We start from the raw sequence: 18918 nt of genomic DNA on the forward strand, positions 1-18918 counted from the left end.
ATGTTGTTTAAAAAATGGGGCAGCTTGACCTTATCCATCGTGATTACAGCGGGGTTACTGGCTGGATGTAGTTCAGAAGAGACGCCTGCAGAGCAGGGTCAGGAAAGACAGGCCAATCTGAACGCTACAGGCATGCCGGTCGTAAAGGAGCCAATAGAACTGGATTTTTTCACCGGGAAATCGACCACCAACGGGAGCAAATTCGAAGAAACGCTGATCTGGAAAACATATAGTGAGATGTCGAACGTTAAGGTAAACTTCAACCTTGTTCCTTTTGAGACACTGACCGAGAAGCGGAACCTCGCTCTGGCAGGCGGGGATTATCCGGATGTATTTTACTCTGCCCGTGTGACTTCAGATGAATTGACCCGTTATGGTGCCCAGGGTGTTTTTCTTCCACTCAATGATTTGATTGATGAGTATGCCCCGAATTTTAAAAGATTAATGGAGCAGTACCCCGATATTCAGAAAGGGTTGACGATGCCTGATGGAAACATCTATTCAATGCCGTCCTTTTATGATCCAGCTCTGCTATCCATGCTGATTGGTGCACCGCTCTGGATTAATGAAGATTGGTTGAAGCAGCTGAACATGGAAGAACCGGATTCAACCGAGAGTTTTTATGAATATCTGAAAGCCGTCAAAACGACAGATCTCAACGGTAACGGCAAAAACGATGAGATTCCTTTTAGCGCAACAGGCATCACGGGCATTATTGATCATGTCAAAGGAGCATGGGGCCTTGGTAACCGTGGTCTTGGACACAAGCTGGTTGATGTGGAACCCGGAACAGGTGAGCTTCGCTTCACCAAAACATTGCCTCAGTACAAGGAAGTACTGCAATATGTGAACAAGCTTCATCAGGAAGGACTGCTGGATCCGGAAATATTCACACTGGATGGTGGAGCCCTGAATGCCAAAGGTCAGGCCGGAACGCTTGGCGCGACAACGGTACCCAATCCGGAAACGGTTATGGGACAGAAGAATTTCATCGGTCTTGGTGCCCTCAAAGGCCCGGATGGCGAACAGCTGTATTCCCATGTAAAAGTGCCTATGGTACATGTGGGAGCCTTCGCTATAACGGACAAAAATGAGAATCCGGAAGCAACCATCCGCTGGATGGATCATTTCTACAGTGATGAAGGAGCCCTGCTCTACTTTATGGGTAAAGAGGGAGAAACCTATGAAAAGGATGCAGACGGAAATCTGCAGTATACGCAGGATATCACCGCAAATCCGGATGGCCTGACCCAAGATCAGGCTCTGGCCCAATATTTCACTTGGCTCGGCGGAAGCTATCCAGGCTTGGTCAAGGAAGATTATTTCAAAGGTTCGGAAACACTGCCAAGCTCCCTAGAGGCAGCCGAGAAGGCAAAAGATCATGCCGTGGAAGACATCTGGTACAACTTTAACTTCACACAGGAAGAATCTGAGTTCATGTCCTCTGTCGGCAAAGACATACAGGATTACGTGACCGAAATGGAAGCGAAGTTTGTGAATGGTAGTGCAAGTTTTGATCAGTGGGAAGAGTATGTGAATACCCTAAACAAGATGGGGCTGGAAGAGTATATGAAGGTATATCAAGCAGCTTATGACAGATATAAGACAGAATAGGCACGAAACGAGGGTTTGAACAAAGGATTGTCTTGAGGAGGGAGATACGTGAGAGTTGCTGTACTGGGATGTGGAACAATGGGAACCGTTCATGCCAAAAGTTATGCCAAATTGAAAGAGGTTGAACTCGTTGGTGTCTGTGATGTGGAGAAAGACGATGCAGACAGACTGGCCGCTGCATGCGGAACGAGGGCGTACAATCGATTCGAGGATCTGTTGAATGAAGGGCGCCCGGATGTGGTGAGCATCTGTCTACCTACCACTCTGCACTGTACGTATACGGTTATGGCCGCGGAAGCGGGTGTGCATGTGATCTGTGAGAAACCGGTTAGTTCAACAGCCAAAGAAGCTGAAATGATGGATGTCATTTGTCGTTCGAATAAAGTGCAGTTGTTGGTTGCGCATGTGGGCCGCTTTTTCCCTGCCTATGCTGATGCAGCCCGTCAGATTGTGGCTGGTGTAATAGGAAAACCCGGGGTCGCCCATGCCAGACGTATCGGGCCCCATCCAGGGCTGATAAAGAACTGGTACAACAATGAGAGGGACAGCGGTGGTGTCATTATGGATCTGATGATCCATGACATCGATTATATGCGCAGTGTGCTTGGAGAGGTGCGTTCCGTGTATGCACAGCGCAGAACCCTGACTCATCTGGACTATGCTTGGGTGACTTTGAGATTTGAACAGGGAGCCATCGCCAATCTGGAAGGAATGTGGGGGTATCCGGGGCCTTTCCAGACAGCGATCGAATTCGCAGGGGATCAGGGAATCGTTCATGTAAACTCCGAGGAGTCCAAATCCGTGATGATCCGTCAGGTTGGGGCAGCAACGGAACCAATATTAACGACAGGCACAGATGAGAGAGGGACACATTCACCTATCGTTTCACGGAAAAGTCCAGAATTTGAAACTGCCTATGACCGTGAATTGTCTCATTTCATCCAAAGTATCCAGTCCGGATCTCAGCCCGAGGTCACGTTCCAGGATGCGTGTATTGCGTCCAAAATTGTGCGGGCTGCACTCGAATCTGCTCATAGCGGGCAGCCTGTAAACATGTTGGGTTTTGAGGTAAAGGGGGATTAATCGGATGAAAAAGCTGCGTATTGGCATGATTAGCTTCGCTCATTCTCATGCCTTCAGCTATTATCGGGAGCTTATCGCGATTGAGAATGCGGAGGTCGTTGCCATCGCTGATGATAACAGGGAGCGTGTTCAGAAGCTTCTTGAACATGAGGGCATCTCGTATTATGAAGATTATCGCAGCATGCTGCAGCTTCCTGAGATAGAAGCCGTAATTATATGCTCAGAAAACGTGAATCATGCGAGTATGGTTATGGAAAGTGCCCGCGCGGGCAAGCATATTTTATGTGAAAAACCGCTTGGAGTGGGCATGGATGAAATGAAGATTATGATCGAAATCTGTTCCAAATACGGGGTACAACTGATGACTGCATTCCCATGCAGGTATTTGCCTGCCGTATTGGAGACGAAGAGGGCGCTGGAACGAGGGGAAATTGGGCAAGTGATTGCGGTTAAGGGATACAATCGCGGGACAGCACCAGAGGGGTGGTTTGTGGAGTCTTCTCTATCTGGCGGAGGCGCGATTCTGGATCATACGGTGCATGTAGCTGATCTGCTTCGGTGGTTATTTAAGCGGGAACCGCTAGCGGTATATGCGGAGCAAGGGCACCTGTTTCATGATCTGGAAGTGGAAGATTCGGGGATGGTGCATATCGAATTCGATCAGGGAATAATTGCGTTCATTGATACAAGCTGGTCAAGAAACCGGAGCTATCCGTTCTGGGGAGACGTGAAGCTGGATATCATCGGTACAGAAGGCGTCATACATATGGATGCTTTTGCGCAGACGAATGAGGTATACAGCGATCTAGAGGGTAAAGCGAGGTGGAGCTATTGGGGAGAGCGTATGAATTATTATATGCTGCAGGATTTTGTGGACTCACTCATAGCTGGGAAAAGTGTCCCCGTCCCCGGGGAAGATGGTTTACAGGCCGCATCAATTGCTCTGGCTGCATATGAGTCGATCCGGAAAGAAGGCAAAGTAACGATGAAGTAAGAGAACGGACAAGGAGATCGGCACAGGCAATAATATATTGGTGAAACCTAAATTTTAGACCCGTAATGATGAGGAACGTCTGTAATGGATAACCTATCAGGGTCTTTTTGTTTTGACGAAATGATCATTTTTTACAGCGAGGGATAGTTGACAAAATTAGTTGTAACTAATATAGTTACAATATAAGTTATCCCAAAATCGTTCAACCTCAGAGGAGAGATTATAATGAAAATCGGAATTATTGGCGCAACAGGCAAAGCAGGCAATCTAATCCTGAAAGAAGCGGTGGACAGAGGCCATGAAGTAACTGCAATTGTACGTAACGCATCCAAAGTGGAAGATAAAAGCTTGAACGTGTTGGAAAAGGATGTATTCGATCTTACTGCGCAGGACGCTCAGGCGTTCGATGTTATTGTTAATGCATTCGGCGCACCAGCCGGGAAAGAACATCTGCATGTGGAAGTGGGAGAGGCTCTGATCAGCATTCTGAAAGATGCTCCTCAAACTCGCCTGATCGTAATCGGTGGGGCAGGCAGCTTGTTCACTGATGAGACGCACTCCCTGCGTGTCGTTGATGCGCCAGGATTCCCTGATGCATACAAACCAACAGCAACAAACCAAGGGGAAAACCTGCAGGATCTGCAAGCATCCTCCGGAATTCAATGGACATTCCTTAGCCCGGCAAGCTTCTTCAATCCCGAAGGTGCACGCACTGGGAAATATCAAACGGGTAAGGATCATATCATTCTGAACAGTGAAGGCAAAAGTTACATCAGCTATGCAGACTATGCCATTGCCCTCGTGGATGAAATTGAAAATGCAAAGCACAAAAATGAACGCTTCACTGTTGTAGGCGAAGCGAAGTAAGCCTGTTTAAGAAGCATGAAACCAAAACGGACGCCGATCATTTAATAGATCAGCGTCCGTTTCGTATATATGGAGTTTTTCGGCAAGGTGGTTACAAGACGTATGGATTATCATGTTATATCAAGATTTATTACAGCGAATGAACTTCGTGTATTCTTAACAAATATACAGCGGGTTAGGTCACATCAGTGGGCTCTACAATGGCCGCCGTATTCATATCCTCAGCACCATCAACTGCATCGATGACACCCACGGCGAGTGTAGTCACTGCAGCAGCAGCCAGAAGATGCTTGGCGCCAAGCTTAACTCGGTCCATATCTTCTTCTTTCATGCCTACGACAACGTCTTTGCCACTGTTATACACATATTTGGCTGAAACGGCGACGCCTTTTGCCGTGTTGGTTACAGCATCTCCCAAATCAGCAAGTCCTGCCTCGACCGCGGCATCATCCTTTCGAATTGCACCACTGGCAAGATCATATGTACCACTTGCTAATTGCCCTACCGTTTTCCCTGTATTTATTGTAGCTTTCTCTACACCATTGCCCACTTCCTTGATAAAGGGACTGCCTGCGATCTCACCGACAACCCTCACACTACCGCCCAGCACTTTTCCGGTAACTTCCCCGGCAAACTCACCCAGTCCTTTTAAGAAACTCATCCCTAATCCCTCCTCTAAAAACCTAAAGTGAACACTAGATGCTTATCTTTGTAACTTATTATATTCATATGTAAGCCAAAAGACCAACTGCGTCAGCCCAAGCATTGCAAAAAGGCGCTGCCCAACAGGAATCAGCGCCTTTCTGCCTTGCTCGACCATACGTACTTGATTAGGCCACACTTTCGAAGTAGGCCGCATCAGGAGCAGCATGTAGTGGAGGGGAAGGAATCGATTCTGTTGAAGCGAAGCGTTTGCGTTTGTCCCCGGATTTCCCCCGATAAAGGAGGAATTCAAACAAATCAGGGGACAACCAGCGATCGGAAGACGATCCGCTCCCGGAGCGTCTACCGCGGCCCAAGCTCACTTCAACTCAAAGTGCCTAGTCGATAAATCCTTCCATGACCACCGTCGGCATCATATTCGTCTGCCAAGCGCCTTTGCCGTAACCACCGTTATACCCTGGAGTGGCTTGCGGCTCCCAGTAAAATACGCCTTTACCTTTGCCGTTTGGCAGGTTTCGGATTTGATTTTTCATGGCGGCTACGAAGCTTTTGCCTGCAGCAGCTTGGTTATTGTCCATGCCAATCTCGGAGATGATGATTTCTTTGCCGTAGCGATTGATCAGGTCTTTCGCATTGTTCACCGTGTTCGTCACCGCTGTGTTCCATCCGGAAGCCGAAGGATAGAGGGACATGGCAATCATATCGAAGTTGGCACCGTTATTGATTAATCCGCCGATATTCCATACATACAGCGCATTGTCGTCTCCGCCTGCCAGATGGACAATAGTTTTGGTTCCTGTGCTCATGGACTTCACGGCATTATGCCCCGTGTTCACCAGCCATGCGTAATTTTTCATGTTCGTGGAAGCTTTACCATCCTCCCATAACATGCCGTTGCTGGTTTCGTTTCCGATCTGTACCCAGTCAGGCGTCACCCCTTTGCTCTGCATGGCCGTCATCACATCGCGTGTATGATTCCATACTGCGTCCATCAGCTGCTGGAAGGTGTAATTTTTCCAGGCTGCCGGTTTGGTTTGTTGACCAGGGTCTGCCCATGAATCACTGTAGTGCAAAGTCAACATGACGCTCATGCCCGCATTTTTGGCCCGCTGTGCCAAAGCAGCGGCGCGATCCTTATTCATATATCCGTTGCCGTAATCATTGGAAGGATTAACGAACACCCGAATACGAACCGAATTGATCTGATAATCGTTTTTCAAAATATCAATAATGTCACGCTGTACACCATTTTTGTCTTTCCATTTGTAACCTTGGGCTTCCATGCCCGGTACCCAACTGATATCTGCCCCTTTGGCGAAGCTGGGTGCTGCTCCTGCGTGCTGACCTGCAGGCAGCATAATGGAAGTAAACAATAGAACGAGAACAAGTGCAATGGATGTTTTGTAACCCCTTACAAATCTGGACATTAAAATATTCCTCCCTGAATATTAGAATGAGTTGCAATCTAATTATAGGTGGAAGGTGCCGTGCCCTACAGGGTTTATTTCCAATATTTTGGTTGTTTTTCAAACCACTCCGCTGATTGGTTTAACAGTAATATGAAAGGAAGCCGCCCCGCATTGGGACAGCTTCTGGTATGTTTTCTGCGATCGTAAGGAACCACATTTGTTCATAGGCAGAGTTTTCGTTTTCAACTAACCGGCGTCGTTTGTGGTGCTGGAGTTGGTACATGAGGTGTGATAGGACGTTTTTTACGTTTGAGGTAGCGATTGGTGAAGCGATTTTCTATAACCTCATAAGAAATATGAGAGATTAAGGTTGCGATAATCAGACCGGCCACAAATGTGATGGATACCGATACATAATCAGGCAGATTGAAACGTGCCATTACACGCTGGAAGGGAAATAGGGCAAAGGGATGCAGGAGATAAAAGCTGTAGCTTATCGTCCCGAAGTACTGGAAAAAGCCAGTTCTCATTACATTCGATAAAACCCCGTGCTCCTTGATGATCAGGTAGAAGAAATACACGCCGAAAATGATGGAAAAATAAATATCCCCGAAGTACGTAGCCAGATAAATGATGATTAAGGCTAAAAGCGAGTGTAACTTGGAGGGGAGAAAATTAAACTTTTCACTAGCGTAGTAGGCCAAAACTCCTGTGAGAAAGAACAGTGCTCGCGGCATGCGAATGACGACTGCCAAGCTGATGACAAGACCCAGTATAATCAGAAACCACTTCATGTATTTGTTGTTAAGGGGCCGGAGTGATACGAAGAAAATGACGCTGACCAAATAAAAAGCAAATTCATAGCTGAGTGTTCTCGCATTTCGGACAGCTTCTTCAAGTGGAAAAACACCTGGAAGCATGAACAATCCGTAAATGAAATTCAAAATGTATTCGGAAGCCGTCAAATTGGCCAACCAATCAAATTGAATGACAGGCCCTGCCACAAACATAATGACAAGCAAGGGGAGGTAGACAGGATAAATTCGTATGATGCGATTATAGACAAACTGTCCGATCTTCCCGTGTTTCACTAAACTTTGAACAATGAGATAACCACTAATCATGAAAAAAACATCAACACCGATTTCTGCCAAGACCAAGGTAGCGTGCTCGTTTAAAGTAAGATAACCGCCATTAATCGACATGGATATAACATGTCCGACAAAAACCATTAGTGCACATAATCCACGCAGTCCGTGAATCGTATGGTTCTTACTCACGTCTACACCATCTCCAATTTAAATGATTATTTGTCTATTGAGGTAAGAGTATCATGTATGTATTCACAACCCACCTTTCGTTACAGCCTTTGAAATGAAACCAAGGGTTAACAGCCAGTGTGTTCCGATTTATGATACAAAATGTATCATCGTGATATTTGAATCATAACACTTGATAAATTAATTGACAATATGATAAGAAAAATTTGAAAATTTCATTTTCTTTTCATTCTATTTCGGTCGTACGCAAAAAAAAGACAAATAAAAAAAGCCGTCCGAAGACGGCTTTTCTACCCGTGGCGCTTTTTGAAACCTTGATCCGTATCCCGCGCCTCCACCAGTCTCATTTAATTTGAGCTAGTGGATCGGGTAAGGGACACGTTCAACATGTGATTAGAAATGTTGACGCACCTCCTTTCCTTGTGGCAAGAGTATACAACATCTGATTTCGGAAAGCTAGTCTTTTTTTCGTGTTAATGCAAATTATTTTTCGGTCTGGAACATCGTGATATCCCGTGCGTAATGACTCTTCGTTCCGTTCTCGTTATGAATACGCACGCTATCTTCGCTGATCCGCTCGACAATCCCGCGACCCACTTCACAATATACACCAGCCGGGTCCTCTTGCCATGCCGTTACGACACATTGGGACAGGGCAGCTGTGAAAAATTCTATATTTTTTTGTAACGTTCTAGGTTTATTCGATTTCATTATATACTCCTTTAATAACGACGTATTTGGAATAAGGACAGCAACCGGACCAAATCGCACTGTACCTCACTTTACTCTGTCTATTGCACTTTGTAAAGGGATGGAAAAAGTTATCGTCATGCGGTATCATTTACATAAATTTTACACTACTTTTACACTGCGATGACGCTTGTAAGCATTCACGGATAGTACAATTATAGTAGAACCAACTAAACAGGATTGATATGCAACACATTCGGAGGCCATACATGCATAGAGATATTAAAACAGGCAATTATGTTAACCGTGATTTAAGCTGGGTTGAATTTAATCGTCGTGTGCTTCAGGAGGCTCAGGATCCTACCACACCTCTGCTGGAACGGTTGAGATTCCTCGGAATTGTAGCCAGTAATCTGGACGAGTTCATGAGTGTAAGGGTAGCGGAGACGAAAGAGAAAATTAAAGCAGGATTTACCCAAAAGGATTTCACAGGATACACCCCGTCCGGTTTATACCGGAGATTAATCAAACGAACAGGGGCTATGGTGGCAGAGCAATATAAAACGTATCGGGAATTGATTCGTCTGCTCGCCAAAAAGGGAATTGTTCTACAAGAGTATAACGAGCTTAATGGAACACAGCAACGGGCAATGGATCAATATTTTCATGATATTATTTTCCCGGTATTAACCCCCATGGCCGTGGATCAGAGCCGCCCATTTCCACTGGTGCATAATAAATCGGTCTACCTTGCCGTGATGCTTCAGAAGGAAGAAGAGCAGGAGGATGAGCCATTTTTTGCGATTGTTCAGGTACCATCCAATCTGCCGCGTGTCGTTCCCGTCCCTCTGCGTGCGAACAGCAAAAAGAAAACATTCATTTTAATAGAAGATTTGATTAAACATCATACACATACTCTGTTTAGCGGTTATATCCCGCTGGCTGTCCAGGAATTCCGGCTGACCCGTAACGCGGATCTTTTCATTAATGAAGAGGAAGCGGAAGATTTGCTGGAAGCCATTGAGAAAGAACTGCGGCGCCGGCGCCGGGGAGCTCCTGTTCGGCTTGAAGTCTGCAAGGATTTCCGTTCGGATGCCCTGAATGAATTGCAGGAAGAATTCGAGATTCAGGACCCGGTATATGAAATTGACGGTCCATTGGATTTGAGTTTCCTGGCTGGATTCGTGGACAGCCTTGATGGCTTTACCCATTTGAAATATAGCCCAGTGAAGCCGGTATATCCGCCGGAATTTTTACCGCGGGAGAGCCATTTCGAACTGCTGCGCAAACAGGATGTACTCGTTCATCATCCCTATGAGTCGTTTGAACCTGTCACTGATTTTATATTGGAAGCTTCGGAAGATCCGCGGGTCATGGCCATCAAAATGACGCTATACCGGGTAAACGGGGATTCACGTCTCATTCCGGCACTGGCTCATGCAGCAGAGAGTGGCAAACAAGTGACCGTCGTGGTGGAGTTGAAAGCACGCTTTGATGAAGAACGCAACATTGCGTGGGCCCGTAAGCTGGAAAAGGCGGGCTGCCACGTTGTATATGGTTTGGTTGGATTGAAGACCCATGCAAAGATCATTCTTGTCGTGCGCAGGGAGCAGAGTGGTCTCAGACGTTACGTACATGTTGGAACAGGCAACTATAACGAAAGTACGGCCAAGGTGTATACAGACGTAGGACTGTTCACCTCCAATCCGATTATCGGTGAGGATGCGTCCGAACTCTTTAATGAGATAACCGGTTATTCCGGACCGAAGGCGATGCAGGCTTTCCGTGTTGCTCCGGATGGCATGAAGGATGAACTGTTTTCACTCATACGGAGAGAGACAGAGCATGCGCTTAAGGGTAAACGGGCCCGCATTATTGCCAAAATCAACTCGTTATCTCACCAGGATATGATTGATGAACTATATGTTGCTTCCCAGGCTGGCGTACAGATCGATCTGATTGTTCGCGGGGTGTGCTGCTTGCGTCCAGGTGTTGAGGGGCTCAGTGAAAATATTCGCGTGATCAGTATTGTGGATCGATTTTTGGAGCACTCTCGTCTGTTTTACTTTGAGAACAGTGGGGACCCGGATGTGTATATCTCCAGCGCAGACTGGATGACCCGGAATCTGAAACGAAGAATTGAACTGATGTGCCCGGTATTCGATCCGTCACTCAAGAAGATGCTTGTCGACATCCTGAATCTGTCCCTGAATGACAATGTGAAGGCAAGGGAATTGATGCCTGGCGGCAATTATGTATTTGTGGAAAACGAAAAGCCCCCGCTGAGAAGTCAGACGGAGGCAATGGGCATTATTCCTTGGAAGCCGGCAGAGTGGAGTATATTAACTTAACGTCCCAGGCTTCTTCCAGATCCTTGGTGGCCTCTTCGAGGCCATGCATTTCCAGTAACGGCTCGGCTGAACAGATGAGTTTGATCTGCAGCGAGCCGTTTTCTTTGGTTACACGTATCGCAGCGATTCGCTCTGAACGATGAATGGCTTCGGCTATGCGCAAAATGGAGCCCAATCGGTGGGCGTGTCGTTCATCCGAATCCTTCAGAATGTCCCGGTGCTTATTCAGCAGCTGGGGCGTTCTTTTTTTGGGATGATAATCGGCTGCGATAGCTGTCAGCACGGTCTCCCGGTGTGAAAGTCCGTATATGCCCGCATTCATGATCCAATAAGCCGAGTGCTGGGGATAACGGAAGTAATTGATCTGTTTTCCTGCTCCATGAAGCATGCAGGCGGTATACAGGATTCGTGCATCTGCTGGTTTGGGTGTGTCCCCATCCAATATCTCATAGAGCACAGCTGCATCCTGGTGTATTTGTTTCAGCTTCTTCTCCGGGACTGGTGGGCCAAAATGAATGAAGTTACGGATGCTGTCCTCCAGTGCGCTAGGCGCGGCTGGGCGATAGGGAATCATCAGATCACGCAGAATTCCGTCTCGTAGTCCCGCTCCGCTTACGACATAACGATCTCCTTGAATGATCTCGAAGACCGTTTTGAGAATCAGAACACCGGGCACAATGATGTCAGCACGGTCCTTCGCCAGACCAGGCACTTTTTTGCGCTGACCCGATGTCAGATAAGGCAGTGATTTGGACAGGTTCTCCATGGCTGAAGCACTGATCTCGTAGTGGTGGGTCACCGGTAACGAGTATTGTGTTCTTTTTTGCTCAATTTTGGCCAGAGTACGCATGGTACCACCAAGACCGATGAGCGGAAGACCCGGATACTGACGGACCCAATCCTGATCTTTTAGTGCCTGAATGACATTATTGCACAGCGCAGCAACATTGGCTTCAGACCAGGAATCCTCCCTGCCATACCTTGCATGCGAGTTCACGGCACCGATAGGCAGAGAGATGCTGTGAAGTCTTTTGCGATCCCGAAATATGGTGACTTCGGTACTGCCGCCACCGATATCCACGACATATCCATCCTGCAGATCAATGGATTGAATAACCCCAAGAAAGCCGTAATACGCTTCCTGATCTCCGGACGCACATTCAATCTCAAGTCCAGTTTCCTCTTCAAGCCAGCCAATGATCTGTGCAGCGTTGCGTGCATTGCGAATGGCAGCTGTTGCCGCTGCACGGATCACTTTCGTTTGGAATGCGTCGCAAGTAGCCTTGAACTGCTGCAAGACCGTGATGGCTTGTTCCAGCGAATGACGCAGAATCTGTCCATCCTCTTCAACAACGTTGCTGAGGCGGGCAGCATATTTATCTTCATGAATGATCCGGTAAGCTCCTTCCTGATCCAGTTCGTAAATGACGAGACGAATGGAGTTGGAGCCAATATCGATAATGCCGAGAGTTCCTTTTGAGTTCATATGCATCTCCTTCTAGACAGGTATTCTACCCAAGTTGCAGCAGTGCAGCCATGGCTTCCGGTGAACCTGGAGGGGTGGAGGAGAAGGGCGTGGTCAGCATTACCACAATAATGAAGACAATGAAACAGGCAAACAGTATGCAGCTTACGGCAAAACCGCGATTGCGTTTCTTCATAAACAGCCGAATACCTGTAACGAAAAGAAGTACTGTGACGGCGACCAGCACGATGGACATGGCGACATAGGCTATGCCATACAGTGATTTGAAAAATGCTTCCATATTTTCTGAACGCTCCTTAGATCCTCATATTTAAGCCTTTCCATTACATTCCTTAGTAGCATACGACAGATTGATGCGTTTGAAAAGTAAACCGGGCGTGTGTGCTTTTACTTAAACAAGCCTATGGACGCTTCCAACGGAAAAGGGGCAACCGCCTTGGACAGACATCCAAGAGAGGACGGCTTCTGTTGAGTATGTATATGAAAGGACCATTGTTCAGGAGAGGAGATTAACCCATGTCAAGACAGCTTGCAAGCAAATGGCTGAAGACGGCGGCACTGATGAAATATCCGGTAGCAGCCGTCCATATCCCGCAGACGATGGCATTTAATTCGAGAAATCTGCTGCTCATGCTCAGCCGATATGGAATGGTGTATATCAAACCTGTAGTCGGTGGCGGAGGTTATGGTGTTATCAGGGTATCGGCAAGCGGGGGAAGCTACCGCTATACGCATATGAAAGTTACACGTACATTTACCAACTACGGTCAGATGTATCGCTCTCTGGTACGGGTTAAAGTCAAACGAAGATACCTGATCCAACAGGGAATCCATTTGGCGACCATACAGGGCAGGCCTGTGGATTACAGAGTAAAAGTCGTCAAAACCGAGCGAGGCTGGGTTTTCCGGTCCATGGTAGGGCGGTGGGCTCGTCCCGGATTATGCGTAACCAATCTGAGCAAAGGGGGAACGATGCTGCAAGGCAGAAGGGCCCTTGGTCTATCTCTTCCTCATATATCCAGCAGACACAAACGCCGGGAGATGCGTTCTTTGACGTTGACGTGCACGCAGATTATGGAAAGGCAGTTTCCAGGAGTCGGACAGCTCGGATTCGATTATGGGCTGGATCACTCCGGGAAGATATGGATTCTGGAAGTGAACACCAGACCCCAATAAAAATAGTGAAAAAATATAAAAAAAACCAAGATTACACCGATAAACATATAGAGAAAACCTTTTGGAAAACGTTTGAAATGAAATGAAACTGGGTAATTTACTCGCAATACATCTTAAAACTATGAATTGAAGCTAAAAAAAATTCTCTGACATGCGTTCTAATAGAAACGTTACGATCCTGTGCATAACTAATGTCCACATTATCCACGCTGCTTAATCAACATTTTTACCATTTATCAACAACCTATGCACAGGATTTCCACAAAACCTTGTGGATAACAGAACGCTTGTTCTCTTTATAAATCTCTGATATGATAGTTTTGAGGAAAAAAAAGGAAAGGTTGTGGCGGGAAATGGCTATGTTATCCGATGAGATGTTATTGGATTCCTACCATAAGGCGATTGAGCTAAATCTCGAGAGAGATTTCATCGCGCTGCTATTGGCAGAAATCCATAAGCGCAAACTGGGTACCGACGTATCTGCCATTCTTCACTAGAGATCCTCATTGCAGGCAATTCTACAGGTTTCCGGACATGTCCCATTGTGCTACAGACCAAAGGGTGCTTGTGTGGCAATGGTGACAGTACAACATATGAATGCAACCGTTTTCGTTTCCGTCTTCTTCTAACATGGAAGTCTGTAACGAATAGGGGCTGTACGGTCCGGTGTAATCGTCCAATTTGCCGCATTCTGACAGTCCCTGAAGGCAGTGGGGACAAGCCTGCTCCGGTACAACCAGACCGTTACACAGCGGGCATATATAAGACAAGGGTATCCCTCCTGATATTAAATGTTCAGGAGTAAGATACCCTTTTTTGTGTCATTTATGTGATTGGAACAAAACTATCGTTTCATATTACTGCTGTGTCCTGGGGACAACTTCGCATCCGGATCGAAGTAAACCTTCGCATTGTTAACTGCGGTTGGTGCTTCGCCGAATCCAACAGCGATCAGCTTCAGTTTGCCTGGGTAAGTGGTGATATCCCCGGCAGCGAAGATGCCTGGAATGGACGTTTCCATACGTGAGTCAACGACGATGGAGTTGCTGTCAATTTCGATGCCCCACTCCGCAATCGGTCCAAGCGATGATACGAATCCAAAGTTGACGATAACGGCATCCACGTCAATTTCTTGTGTTTCTTTGGTTTTGACGTGTGACAGCGTGACTTTGGTTATGGTCTCTTCCCCATGGAGCTCCGTGATTTCGGTAGGTGTAACCACGTTAACCTTGGAATTCATCAGGTTTTCCACACTGTGCTCATGAGCACGGAATTTGTCACGGCGATGAATCAGCGTTACCTGTTCTGCGATCGGTTCCAGCATAAGTGCCCAGTCTACAGCAGAGTCACCGCCACCACTGATCAGCACCTTTTTGCCCGCAAAGGCGTTCAGATCACTGATGAAGTAATGCAGGTTCGATTTCTCGAACTTGGCTGCACCTTCAAGCTCCAGACGACGCGGTTCAAATGCGCCAACACCTGCAGTGATAATTACAGCTTTGGCATGATATTCGTTCACATCGGTTTTGACGATGAAATGACGCTCGTCCAGTTTTTCAACGGATACTACTTTTTCTTCAAGACGGATATTCGGGTTAAAGTGGCTCATTTGCTCAATCAGGTTGTTTACCAGTTCCTGAGCCGTTACTTTGGGAAACCCTGCAACGTCATAAATGTATTTTTCAGGATAAAGGGCAGCCAATTGTCCGCCAAGTTGTGGCATGCTTTCAACCAGAGTAACGGATGCCTGACGCATCCCTCCGTAAAATGCGGCGAACAGACCCGCAGGGCCTCCACCAATAATAAGCAAATCGGTCATATCATGACCGGCAGTTTGTGCAGTCAAGAATCAACAACACCTTTCTTATTTTAATAGGTAGTTAACAGAAATAATATAGCCGGACACATCATGTAGCCAGCGTTTGTTGCTGAACTGTCTTTCTCATTATAAACGGTGTAAACTGGGTTGCAAAGTTGGTAACTGGACTAACTTGGGAACAATTGATGAAGATCAGGTGAGAATAGGATGAAATTGGAAATGAAAGGTTATGAAAGATAACAAAAAAAACCTTGATATTTACCAGAAATACAGATATTCTTGACCTGTACTATGTGTTTTTTTGTCTAAATAAAAGCCAATTTGTAAAACGAAGACAAGACCTGCATTTTGTTGATTCTTGTGTATAATTTCACAACTTTAATTGGACATCGACATGCAAAATATTCAAATAAATTCGTGAAGTTAACATTTGTCGTCATAATGGATAAGACCTCATCCATATTTTGTAGTAAGTACAGCTGAAGGTATGCTACCCGAATGATGATGCAAAACGTTGTAAAAGTAGATGATGTGATTGAAACCGGAAGGGGTTAAGACATGAGCAGCATTCCCAAAATCGTCATTCTCGGCGCGGGCTATGGCGGGATTTTAACAGCCCAGCGGCTGCAGAAGGAATTAAACTATAATGAAGCCGACGTCACATTGGTGAATCGGCATGATTATCACTATATTACAACACACCTACATATGCCAGCAGCCGGCACGGATTCGATTGAGCATGCGAGGGTGCCGATTTCCAAGCTGATTGATGAATTTAAGATTGATTTGGTCAAGTCGTCGGTGAAGGAGATTCGTCTGCAGGATCGCAAGGTCATTCTGGAAGATGGAACATTATCCTATGATTACCTGATCATTGGACTTGGCGGTGAACCGGAGACCTTTGGTATTCCGGGCATGCTGGATCATGCCATGACGATTCGCAGCATCAACTCGGTACGACTCATTCGTGAGCATATTGAGTATCAGTTTGCCATGTACAAAAACGATAATAAACGTAACCGCATTCGGTTTGTCGTGGGTGGGGCAGGTTTTAGTGGAGTCGAGTTTGTGGCGGAGCTTGCTGACCGCATTCCGCAGCTGTGCAAGGAATTCGACGTAAACCCGAAAAATGTGCATATCTACAACGTAGAGGCAGCACCTTCAGCCCTGCCTGGCTTCGATCCGGAGCTGGTAGAGCATGCAATGAATGTGCTCAAGAAAAAAGGCGTGACCTTCAAAATCGGCGTTCCGATCAAGCAATGCTTGCCGGATGGCGTCATCGTTGGTGAAGGGGAAAAAATTGATGCAGCTACGGTCGTATGGACCGGTGGAATTCGCGGTAACGCGCTGCTTGAACAGGCTGGCCTTGAAGTGATGCGCGGCCGGGTAAAAGTGGATGAATATCTACGAGCTCCGGGACATGAGCATGTCTATGTTATTGGCGACAATTCACTCGTATTTAATGGGGAAGGGCGTCCATATCCACCAACAGCCCAGATTGCCATGCAGCAAGGTGTGAACTGTGCCAAAAACGTTGTCGCTGCCATTCGCAAAAAACAGCCACAGCCTTTTGTGTTTACCAGCAAGGGAACGGTTGCTTCGCTTGGTAAAGGGGAAGCCATTGCCGTGGTTGGCGGCAAAAAATACAAGGGCTGGAAAGCAGCCCAGCTGAAGAAACTGGTGGATCTCCGGTATTTGTTCATTATCGGTGGAATTCCGCTCGTGCTGAAGAAGGGGCGGTTCTTTGGATGAGACATTGCAGTGTTCAAGTCCGCGGCCTGCTTACGCGTGATGAGCTGGATCGTTATAACGCCCTGATGCAGGTCGGCGGTTATCTGGAGGAGCAGAACCAGTATGACCTCGCTTATATTGTGCAAAAGGAAGTCGATATCCTCATCCTGCCTGCAATTGAACGGCTGAAGGAAAAGGGACGGGATCGTGACCGGGCCACGGCCGAGTTCCTGGAATCGCTCAAGGCAATGGAGGAAGAAGAGGACCGGGATTAATTCGGGTTTTGAACATTTCTGGATAAAATGAATACCATAAAAAAGCACCGGTGACTTTCCCCTTGGGAGTGTCATCGGTGCTTTGTGTTTTACTTACAGTTTCAGCATGTCTTCCAGCGAACCTTCGCCCAGCAGGCTTCCCACATAGAACGAACCGAATTCGCCATAACGTGCGCTAACTTCATCAAACCGCATTTCGTAAACCAGTTTTTTGAACTGGAGTGCATCGTCTGCAAACAGGGTAACGCCCCATTCCCAATCGTCGAAACCAACGGATCCGGTAATGATCTGTTTAACTTTACCCGCATAGCTGCGACCAATCATGCCGTGGCTGCGCATCATGCTGCGGCGTTCGTCCATGGACAGCATGTACCAGTTGTCGGCCAATTCGCGTTTTTTGTTCATTGGGTAGAAGCAGATATACTGGCGCTGTGGCAAAATCGGCTTGAGACGTGCAACGATTTCCGGGTTTTGCATCGGATCTTCGCCTTCTTTGCCAAGATAGTTGCTCAGTTCCACAACGCTGACGTAGGAATACGATTTGGTGGTGTATTGTGCAAACATCGTTTTGTTGAACGCGTTCTCGACTGCCTTGAGATCCTCTAGTGTTTCACGCAGGTGCATCATGACAAGGTCAGCTTTTTGGCCGACTACGGTGTAGACCACAGTGCTTCCTTTTGAGGAATCCTCGACACCCTTCCATTCTTTCCAAAACTCCTGAAGCTCGTCCAGTGCTACGGCACGTTCCTCGTCATCGGCTGCTTTCCAAGCGGCCCAGTTAATCGAGCGGAAGTCATGCAGGGCATACCAGCCCTCCAATGTTGATGCGGCTTCGTTCATTGGTTCTGTTCCTCCTGCAGTTTATATTTCCAAATCCCATGAGGGACGGTTAAGAAAAACTATATCGTTTACATTGTATCCCAACATCAACCACAAGGGCAAATGAAGAGAACATGAATATAGGAGGATTTATCCAGAAAGTTCGTTGCTTCGCCACATTTTTTGCGGTACACTAACTACTAGCCAGAGAAGAAAATACAGTAAGTTATGCAAAATAAGCCCTGAGTTCATAAGAAGAGGTGAATGTCACCCGATGCAGTTTATACCGGTGCTGGTATTGATGGTGTTATTTTTCGTAATGATGTTTGGGATCGGTTTCATTCTGAACATGTTGATGAAGACCACCTGGTTTCCGTCTTACCTGTTCATCATTGTGATCCTGCCTGTCGTGGTGTATTCCTTGTGGGATCACACGGCTTCACTGATGTCCCATCTGGGCTCGTTCCAGATCGTGGATTATCTGACCGGCGTGGCCGGGCTCGCAGGAGCCATCATCAGTGGTTGGACCATCCGCAAACTTCGACTGGGCGGGTATAAAATGTTTTAACAGGCCGGAGCTTCGTATCATGGCCTGACTGCCACGGCTAATTGAACAAAGAGCCTTGCCTTTCTCGTAACCGCTTACGCGAGCAAAGGGAGG

19 protein-coding genes are annotated in these 18918 nt (G+C 46.9%); 10 read left to right on the top strand and 9 right to left on the bottom strand.

Going from position 1 to position 18918, the window contains the following annotated elements:
- The 4 genes from ABGV42_RS20855 (at window position 1) to ABGV42_RS20870 (ending at window position 4558) form a co-directional block, all read left to right on the top strand.
- Window positions 1-1614, top strand: a complete 1614-nt coding sequence (locus ABGV42_RS20855) for an extracellular solute-binding protein (RefSeq protein ID WP_347383499.1) — start codon at window positions 1-3, stop codon at window positions 1612-1614.
- A 48-nt stretch (window positions 1615-1662) separates the two neighbouring features.
- Complete coding sequence (locus tag ABGV42_RS20860; RefSeq protein ID WP_347383500.1) at window positions 1663-2697, top strand: Gfo/Idh/MocA family protein; 1035 nt, start codon at window positions 1663-1665, stop codon at window positions 2695-2697.
- Window positions 2698-2701: 4 nt separating this feature from the next.
- Entirely contained in the window at window positions 2702-3691 is a 990-nt protein-coding gene (locus ABGV42_RS20865; protein WP_347383501.1) for a Gfo/Idh/MocA family protein, read from the top strand.
- A 225-nt stretch (window positions 3692-3916) separates the two neighbouring features.
- Window positions 3917-4558: an NAD(P)-dependent oxidoreductase gene (locus ABGV42_RS20870; protein ID WP_347383502.1), complete on the top strand. Its 642-nt coding sequence runs from the start codon at window positions 3917-3919 to the stop codon at window positions 4556-4558.
- A gap of 175 nt (window positions 4559-4733) precedes the next feature.
- Here the strand turns inward: ABGV42_RS20870 and ABGV42_RS20875 are convergent, their stop codons facing one another.
- From ABGV42_RS20875 to ABGV42_RS20890, 4 genes are all read right to left on the bottom strand, one after another.
- Complete coding sequence (locus ABGV42_RS20875) at window positions 4734-5219, bottom strand: hypothetical protein (protein WP_347383503.1); 486 nt, start codon at window positions 5217-5219, stop codon at window positions 4734-4736.
- Window positions 5220-5598: 379 nt separating this feature from the next.
- Window positions 5599-6648: a glycoside hydrolase family 53 protein gene (locus ABGV42_RS20880; RefSeq protein WP_431523662.1), complete on the bottom strand. Its 1050-nt coding sequence runs from the start codon at window positions 6646-6648 to the stop codon at window positions 5599-5601.
- Between the two features lie 224 nt (window positions 6649-6872).
- Window positions 6873-7910, bottom strand: a complete 1038-nt coding sequence (locus tag ABGV42_RS20885) for an acyltransferase family protein (protein WP_347383504.1) — start codon at window positions 7908-7910, stop codon at window positions 6873-6875.
- Between the two features lie 483 nt (window positions 7911-8393).
- Entirely contained in the window at window positions 8394-8621 is a 228-nt protein-coding gene (locus ABGV42_RS20890) for a hypothetical protein (RefSeq protein ID WP_347383505.1), read from the bottom strand.
- Window positions 8622-8869: 248 nt separating this feature from the next.
- Between ABGV42_RS20890 and ppk1 the strand changes: the two genes are divergently transcribed.
- Window positions 8870-10951, top strand: coding sequence for a polyphosphate kinase 1 (gene ppk1, locus ABGV42_RS20895; protein WP_347383506.1), 2082 nt, complete (start codon window positions 8870-8872; stop codon window positions 10949-10951).
- Here ppk1 and ABGV42_RS20900 read toward each other — a convergent pair.
- Both ABGV42_RS20900 and ABGV42_RS20905 read right to left on the bottom strand, forming a co-directional pair.
- Window positions 10911-12437: a Ppx/GppA phosphatase family protein gene (locus tag ABGV42_RS20900; RefSeq protein ID WP_347383507.1), complete on the bottom strand. Its 1527-nt coding sequence runs from the start codon at window positions 12435-12437 to the stop codon at window positions 10911-10913. The two genes, ppk1 and ABGV42_RS20900, sit on opposite strands and share 41 nt — an antisense overlap.
- Window positions 12438-12462: 25 nt before the next feature.
- Window positions 12463-12717 (bottom strand): hypothetical protein, encoded by a 255-nt coding sequence (locus ABGV42_RS20905; protein ID WP_347383508.1) that lies wholly within the window; start codon window positions 12715-12717, stop codon window positions 12463-12465.
- A gap of 236 nt (window positions 12718-12953) precedes the next feature.
- On the opposite strand from ABGV42_RS20905, the gene ABGV42_RS20910 reads away from it, so the two are divergent.
- Together ABGV42_RS20910 and ABGV42_RS20915 are read left to right on the top strand one after the other, a co-directional pair.
- Window positions 12954-13613, top strand: a complete 660-nt coding sequence (locus tag ABGV42_RS20910; RefSeq protein WP_347383509.1) for a YheC/YheD family protein — start codon at window positions 12954-12956, stop codon at window positions 13611-13613.
- Between the two features lie 353 nt (window positions 13614-13966).
- Window positions 13967-14110, top strand: a complete 144-nt coding sequence (locus ABGV42_RS20915; RefSeq protein ID WP_017692430.1) for a sporulation histidine kinase inhibitor Sda — start codon at window positions 13967-13969, stop codon at window positions 14108-14110.
- Between the two features lie 21 nt (window positions 14111-14131).
- Here the strand turns inward: ABGV42_RS20915 and ABGV42_RS20920 are convergent, their stop codons facing one another.
- Together ABGV42_RS20920 and ABGV42_RS20925 are read right to left on the bottom strand one after the other, a co-directional pair.
- Window positions 14132-14383 carry a hypothetical protein gene (locus ABGV42_RS20920; protein ID WP_347383510.1) on the bottom strand — a complete coding sequence of 84 codons (252 nt, stop codon included), beginning with the start codon at window positions 14381-14383 and terminating at the stop codon, window positions 14132-14134.
- 74 nt (window positions 14384-14457) lie between these two features.
- A complete protein-coding gene (locus ABGV42_RS20925) occupies window positions 14458-15432 on the bottom strand; it encodes an NAD(P)/FAD-dependent oxidoreductase (protein WP_431523685.1) in 975 nt (324 codons plus the stop codon).
- 558 nt (window positions 15433-15990) lie between these two features.
- Between ABGV42_RS20925 and ABGV42_RS20930 the strand changes: the two genes are divergently transcribed.
- Together ABGV42_RS20930 and ABGV42_RS20935 are read left to right on the top strand one after the other, a co-directional pair.
- Window positions 15991-17184, top strand: coding sequence for an NAD(P)/FAD-dependent oxidoreductase (locus tag ABGV42_RS20930; RefSeq protein WP_095361277.1), 1194 nt, complete (start codon window positions 15991-15993; stop codon window positions 17182-17184).
- Complete coding sequence (locus tag ABGV42_RS20935; protein WP_095361278.1) at window positions 17181-17438, top strand: hypothetical protein; 258 nt, start codon at window positions 17181-17183, stop codon at window positions 17436-17438. Before ABGV42_RS20930 ends, ABGV42_RS20935 begins: the two co-directional genes overlap by 4 nt.
- A 93-nt stretch (window positions 17439-17531) precedes the next feature.
- Here the strand turns inward: ABGV42_RS20935 and hemQ are convergent, their stop codons facing one another.
- On the bottom strand, window positions 17532-18278 hold the full coding sequence (gene hemQ / locus ABGV42_RS20940) for a hydrogen peroxide-dependent heme synthase (protein ID WP_347383512.1): 747 nt from the start codon (window positions 18276-18278) through the stop codon (window positions 17532-17534).
- A 253-nt stretch (window positions 18279-18531) separates the two neighbouring features.
- On the opposite strand from hemQ, the gene ABGV42_RS20945 reads away from it, so the two are divergent.
- The gene (locus ABGV42_RS20945) at window positions 18532-18825 is read left to right on the top strand and encodes a YuiB family protein (RefSeq protein ID WP_347383513.1); all 294 of its coding nucleotides are present in this window, start codon (window positions 18532-18534) and stop codon (window positions 18823-18825) included.
- The last annotated feature ends 93 nt before the right edge of the window (window positions 18826-18918 follow it).

Source organism: Paenibacillus pabuli (assembly GCF_039831995.1).
GTDB lineage: Bacteria > Bacillota > Bacilli > Paenibacillales > Paenibacillaceae > Paenibacillus > Paenibacillus pabuli_C.

Coding starts and splice junctions, on each gene's coding strand:
- ABGV42_RS20855 (WP_347383499.1), top strand. CDS start 1: ATGTTGTTTAAAAAATGGGGCAGCTTGACCTTATCCATCGTGATTACA.
- ABGV42_RS20865 (WP_347383501.1), top strand. CDS start 2,702: ATGAAAAAGCTGCGTATTGGCATGATTAGCTTCGCTCATTCTCATGCC.
- ABGV42_RS20870 (WP_347383502.1), top strand. CDS start 3,917: ATGAAAATCGGAATTATTGGCGCAACAGGCAAAGCAGGCAATCTAATC.
- ABGV42_RS20875 (WP_347383503.1), bottom strand. CDS start 5,219: ATGAGTTTCTTAAAAGGACTGGGTGAGTTTGCCGGGGAAGTTACCGGA.
- ABGV42_RS20880 (WP_431523662.1), bottom strand. CDS start 6,648: ATGTCCAGATTTGTAAGGGGTTACAAAACATCCATTGCACTTGTTCTC.
- ABGV42_RS20890 (WP_347383505.1), bottom strand. CDS start 8,621: ATGAAATCGAATAAACCTAGAACGTTACAAAAAAATATAGAATTTTTC.
- ppk1 (WP_347383506.1), top strand. CDS start 8,870: ATGCATAGAGATATTAAAACAGGCAATTATGTTAACCGTGATTTAAGC.
- ABGV42_RS20900 (WP_347383507.1), bottom strand. CDS start 12,437: ATGAACTCAAAAGGAACTCTCGGCATTATCGATATTGGCTCCAACTCC.
- ABGV42_RS20905 (WP_347383508.1), bottom strand. CDS start 12,717: ATGGAAGCATTTTTCAAATCACTGTATGGCATAGCCTATGTCGCCATG.
- ABGV42_RS20910 (WP_347383509.1), top strand. CDS start 12,954: ATGTCAAGACAGCTTGCAAGCAAATGGCTGAAGACGGCGGCACTGATG.
- ABGV42_RS20915 (WP_017692430.1), top strand. CDS start 13,967: ATGGCTATGTTATCCGATGAGATGTTATTGGATTCCTACCATAAGGCG.
- ABGV42_RS20925 (WP_431523685.1), bottom strand. CDS start 15,432: ATGACCGATTTGCTTATTATTGGTGGAGGCCCTGCGGGTCTGTTCGCC.
- ABGV42_RS20930 (WP_095361277.1), top strand. CDS start 15,991: ATGAGCAGCATTCCCAAAATCGTCATTCTCGGCGCGGGCTATGGCGGG.
- ABGV42_RS20935 (WP_095361278.1), top strand. CDS start 17,181: ATGAGACATTGCAGTGTTCAAGTCCGCGGCCTGCTTACGCGTGATGAG.
- hemQ (WP_347383512.1), bottom strand. CDS start 18,278: ATGAACGAAGCCGCATCAACATTGGAGGGCTGGTATGCCCTGCATGAC.
- ABGV42_RS20945 (WP_347383513.1), top strand. CDS start 18,532: ATGCAGTTTATACCGGTGCTGGTATTGATGGTGTTATTTTTCGTAATG.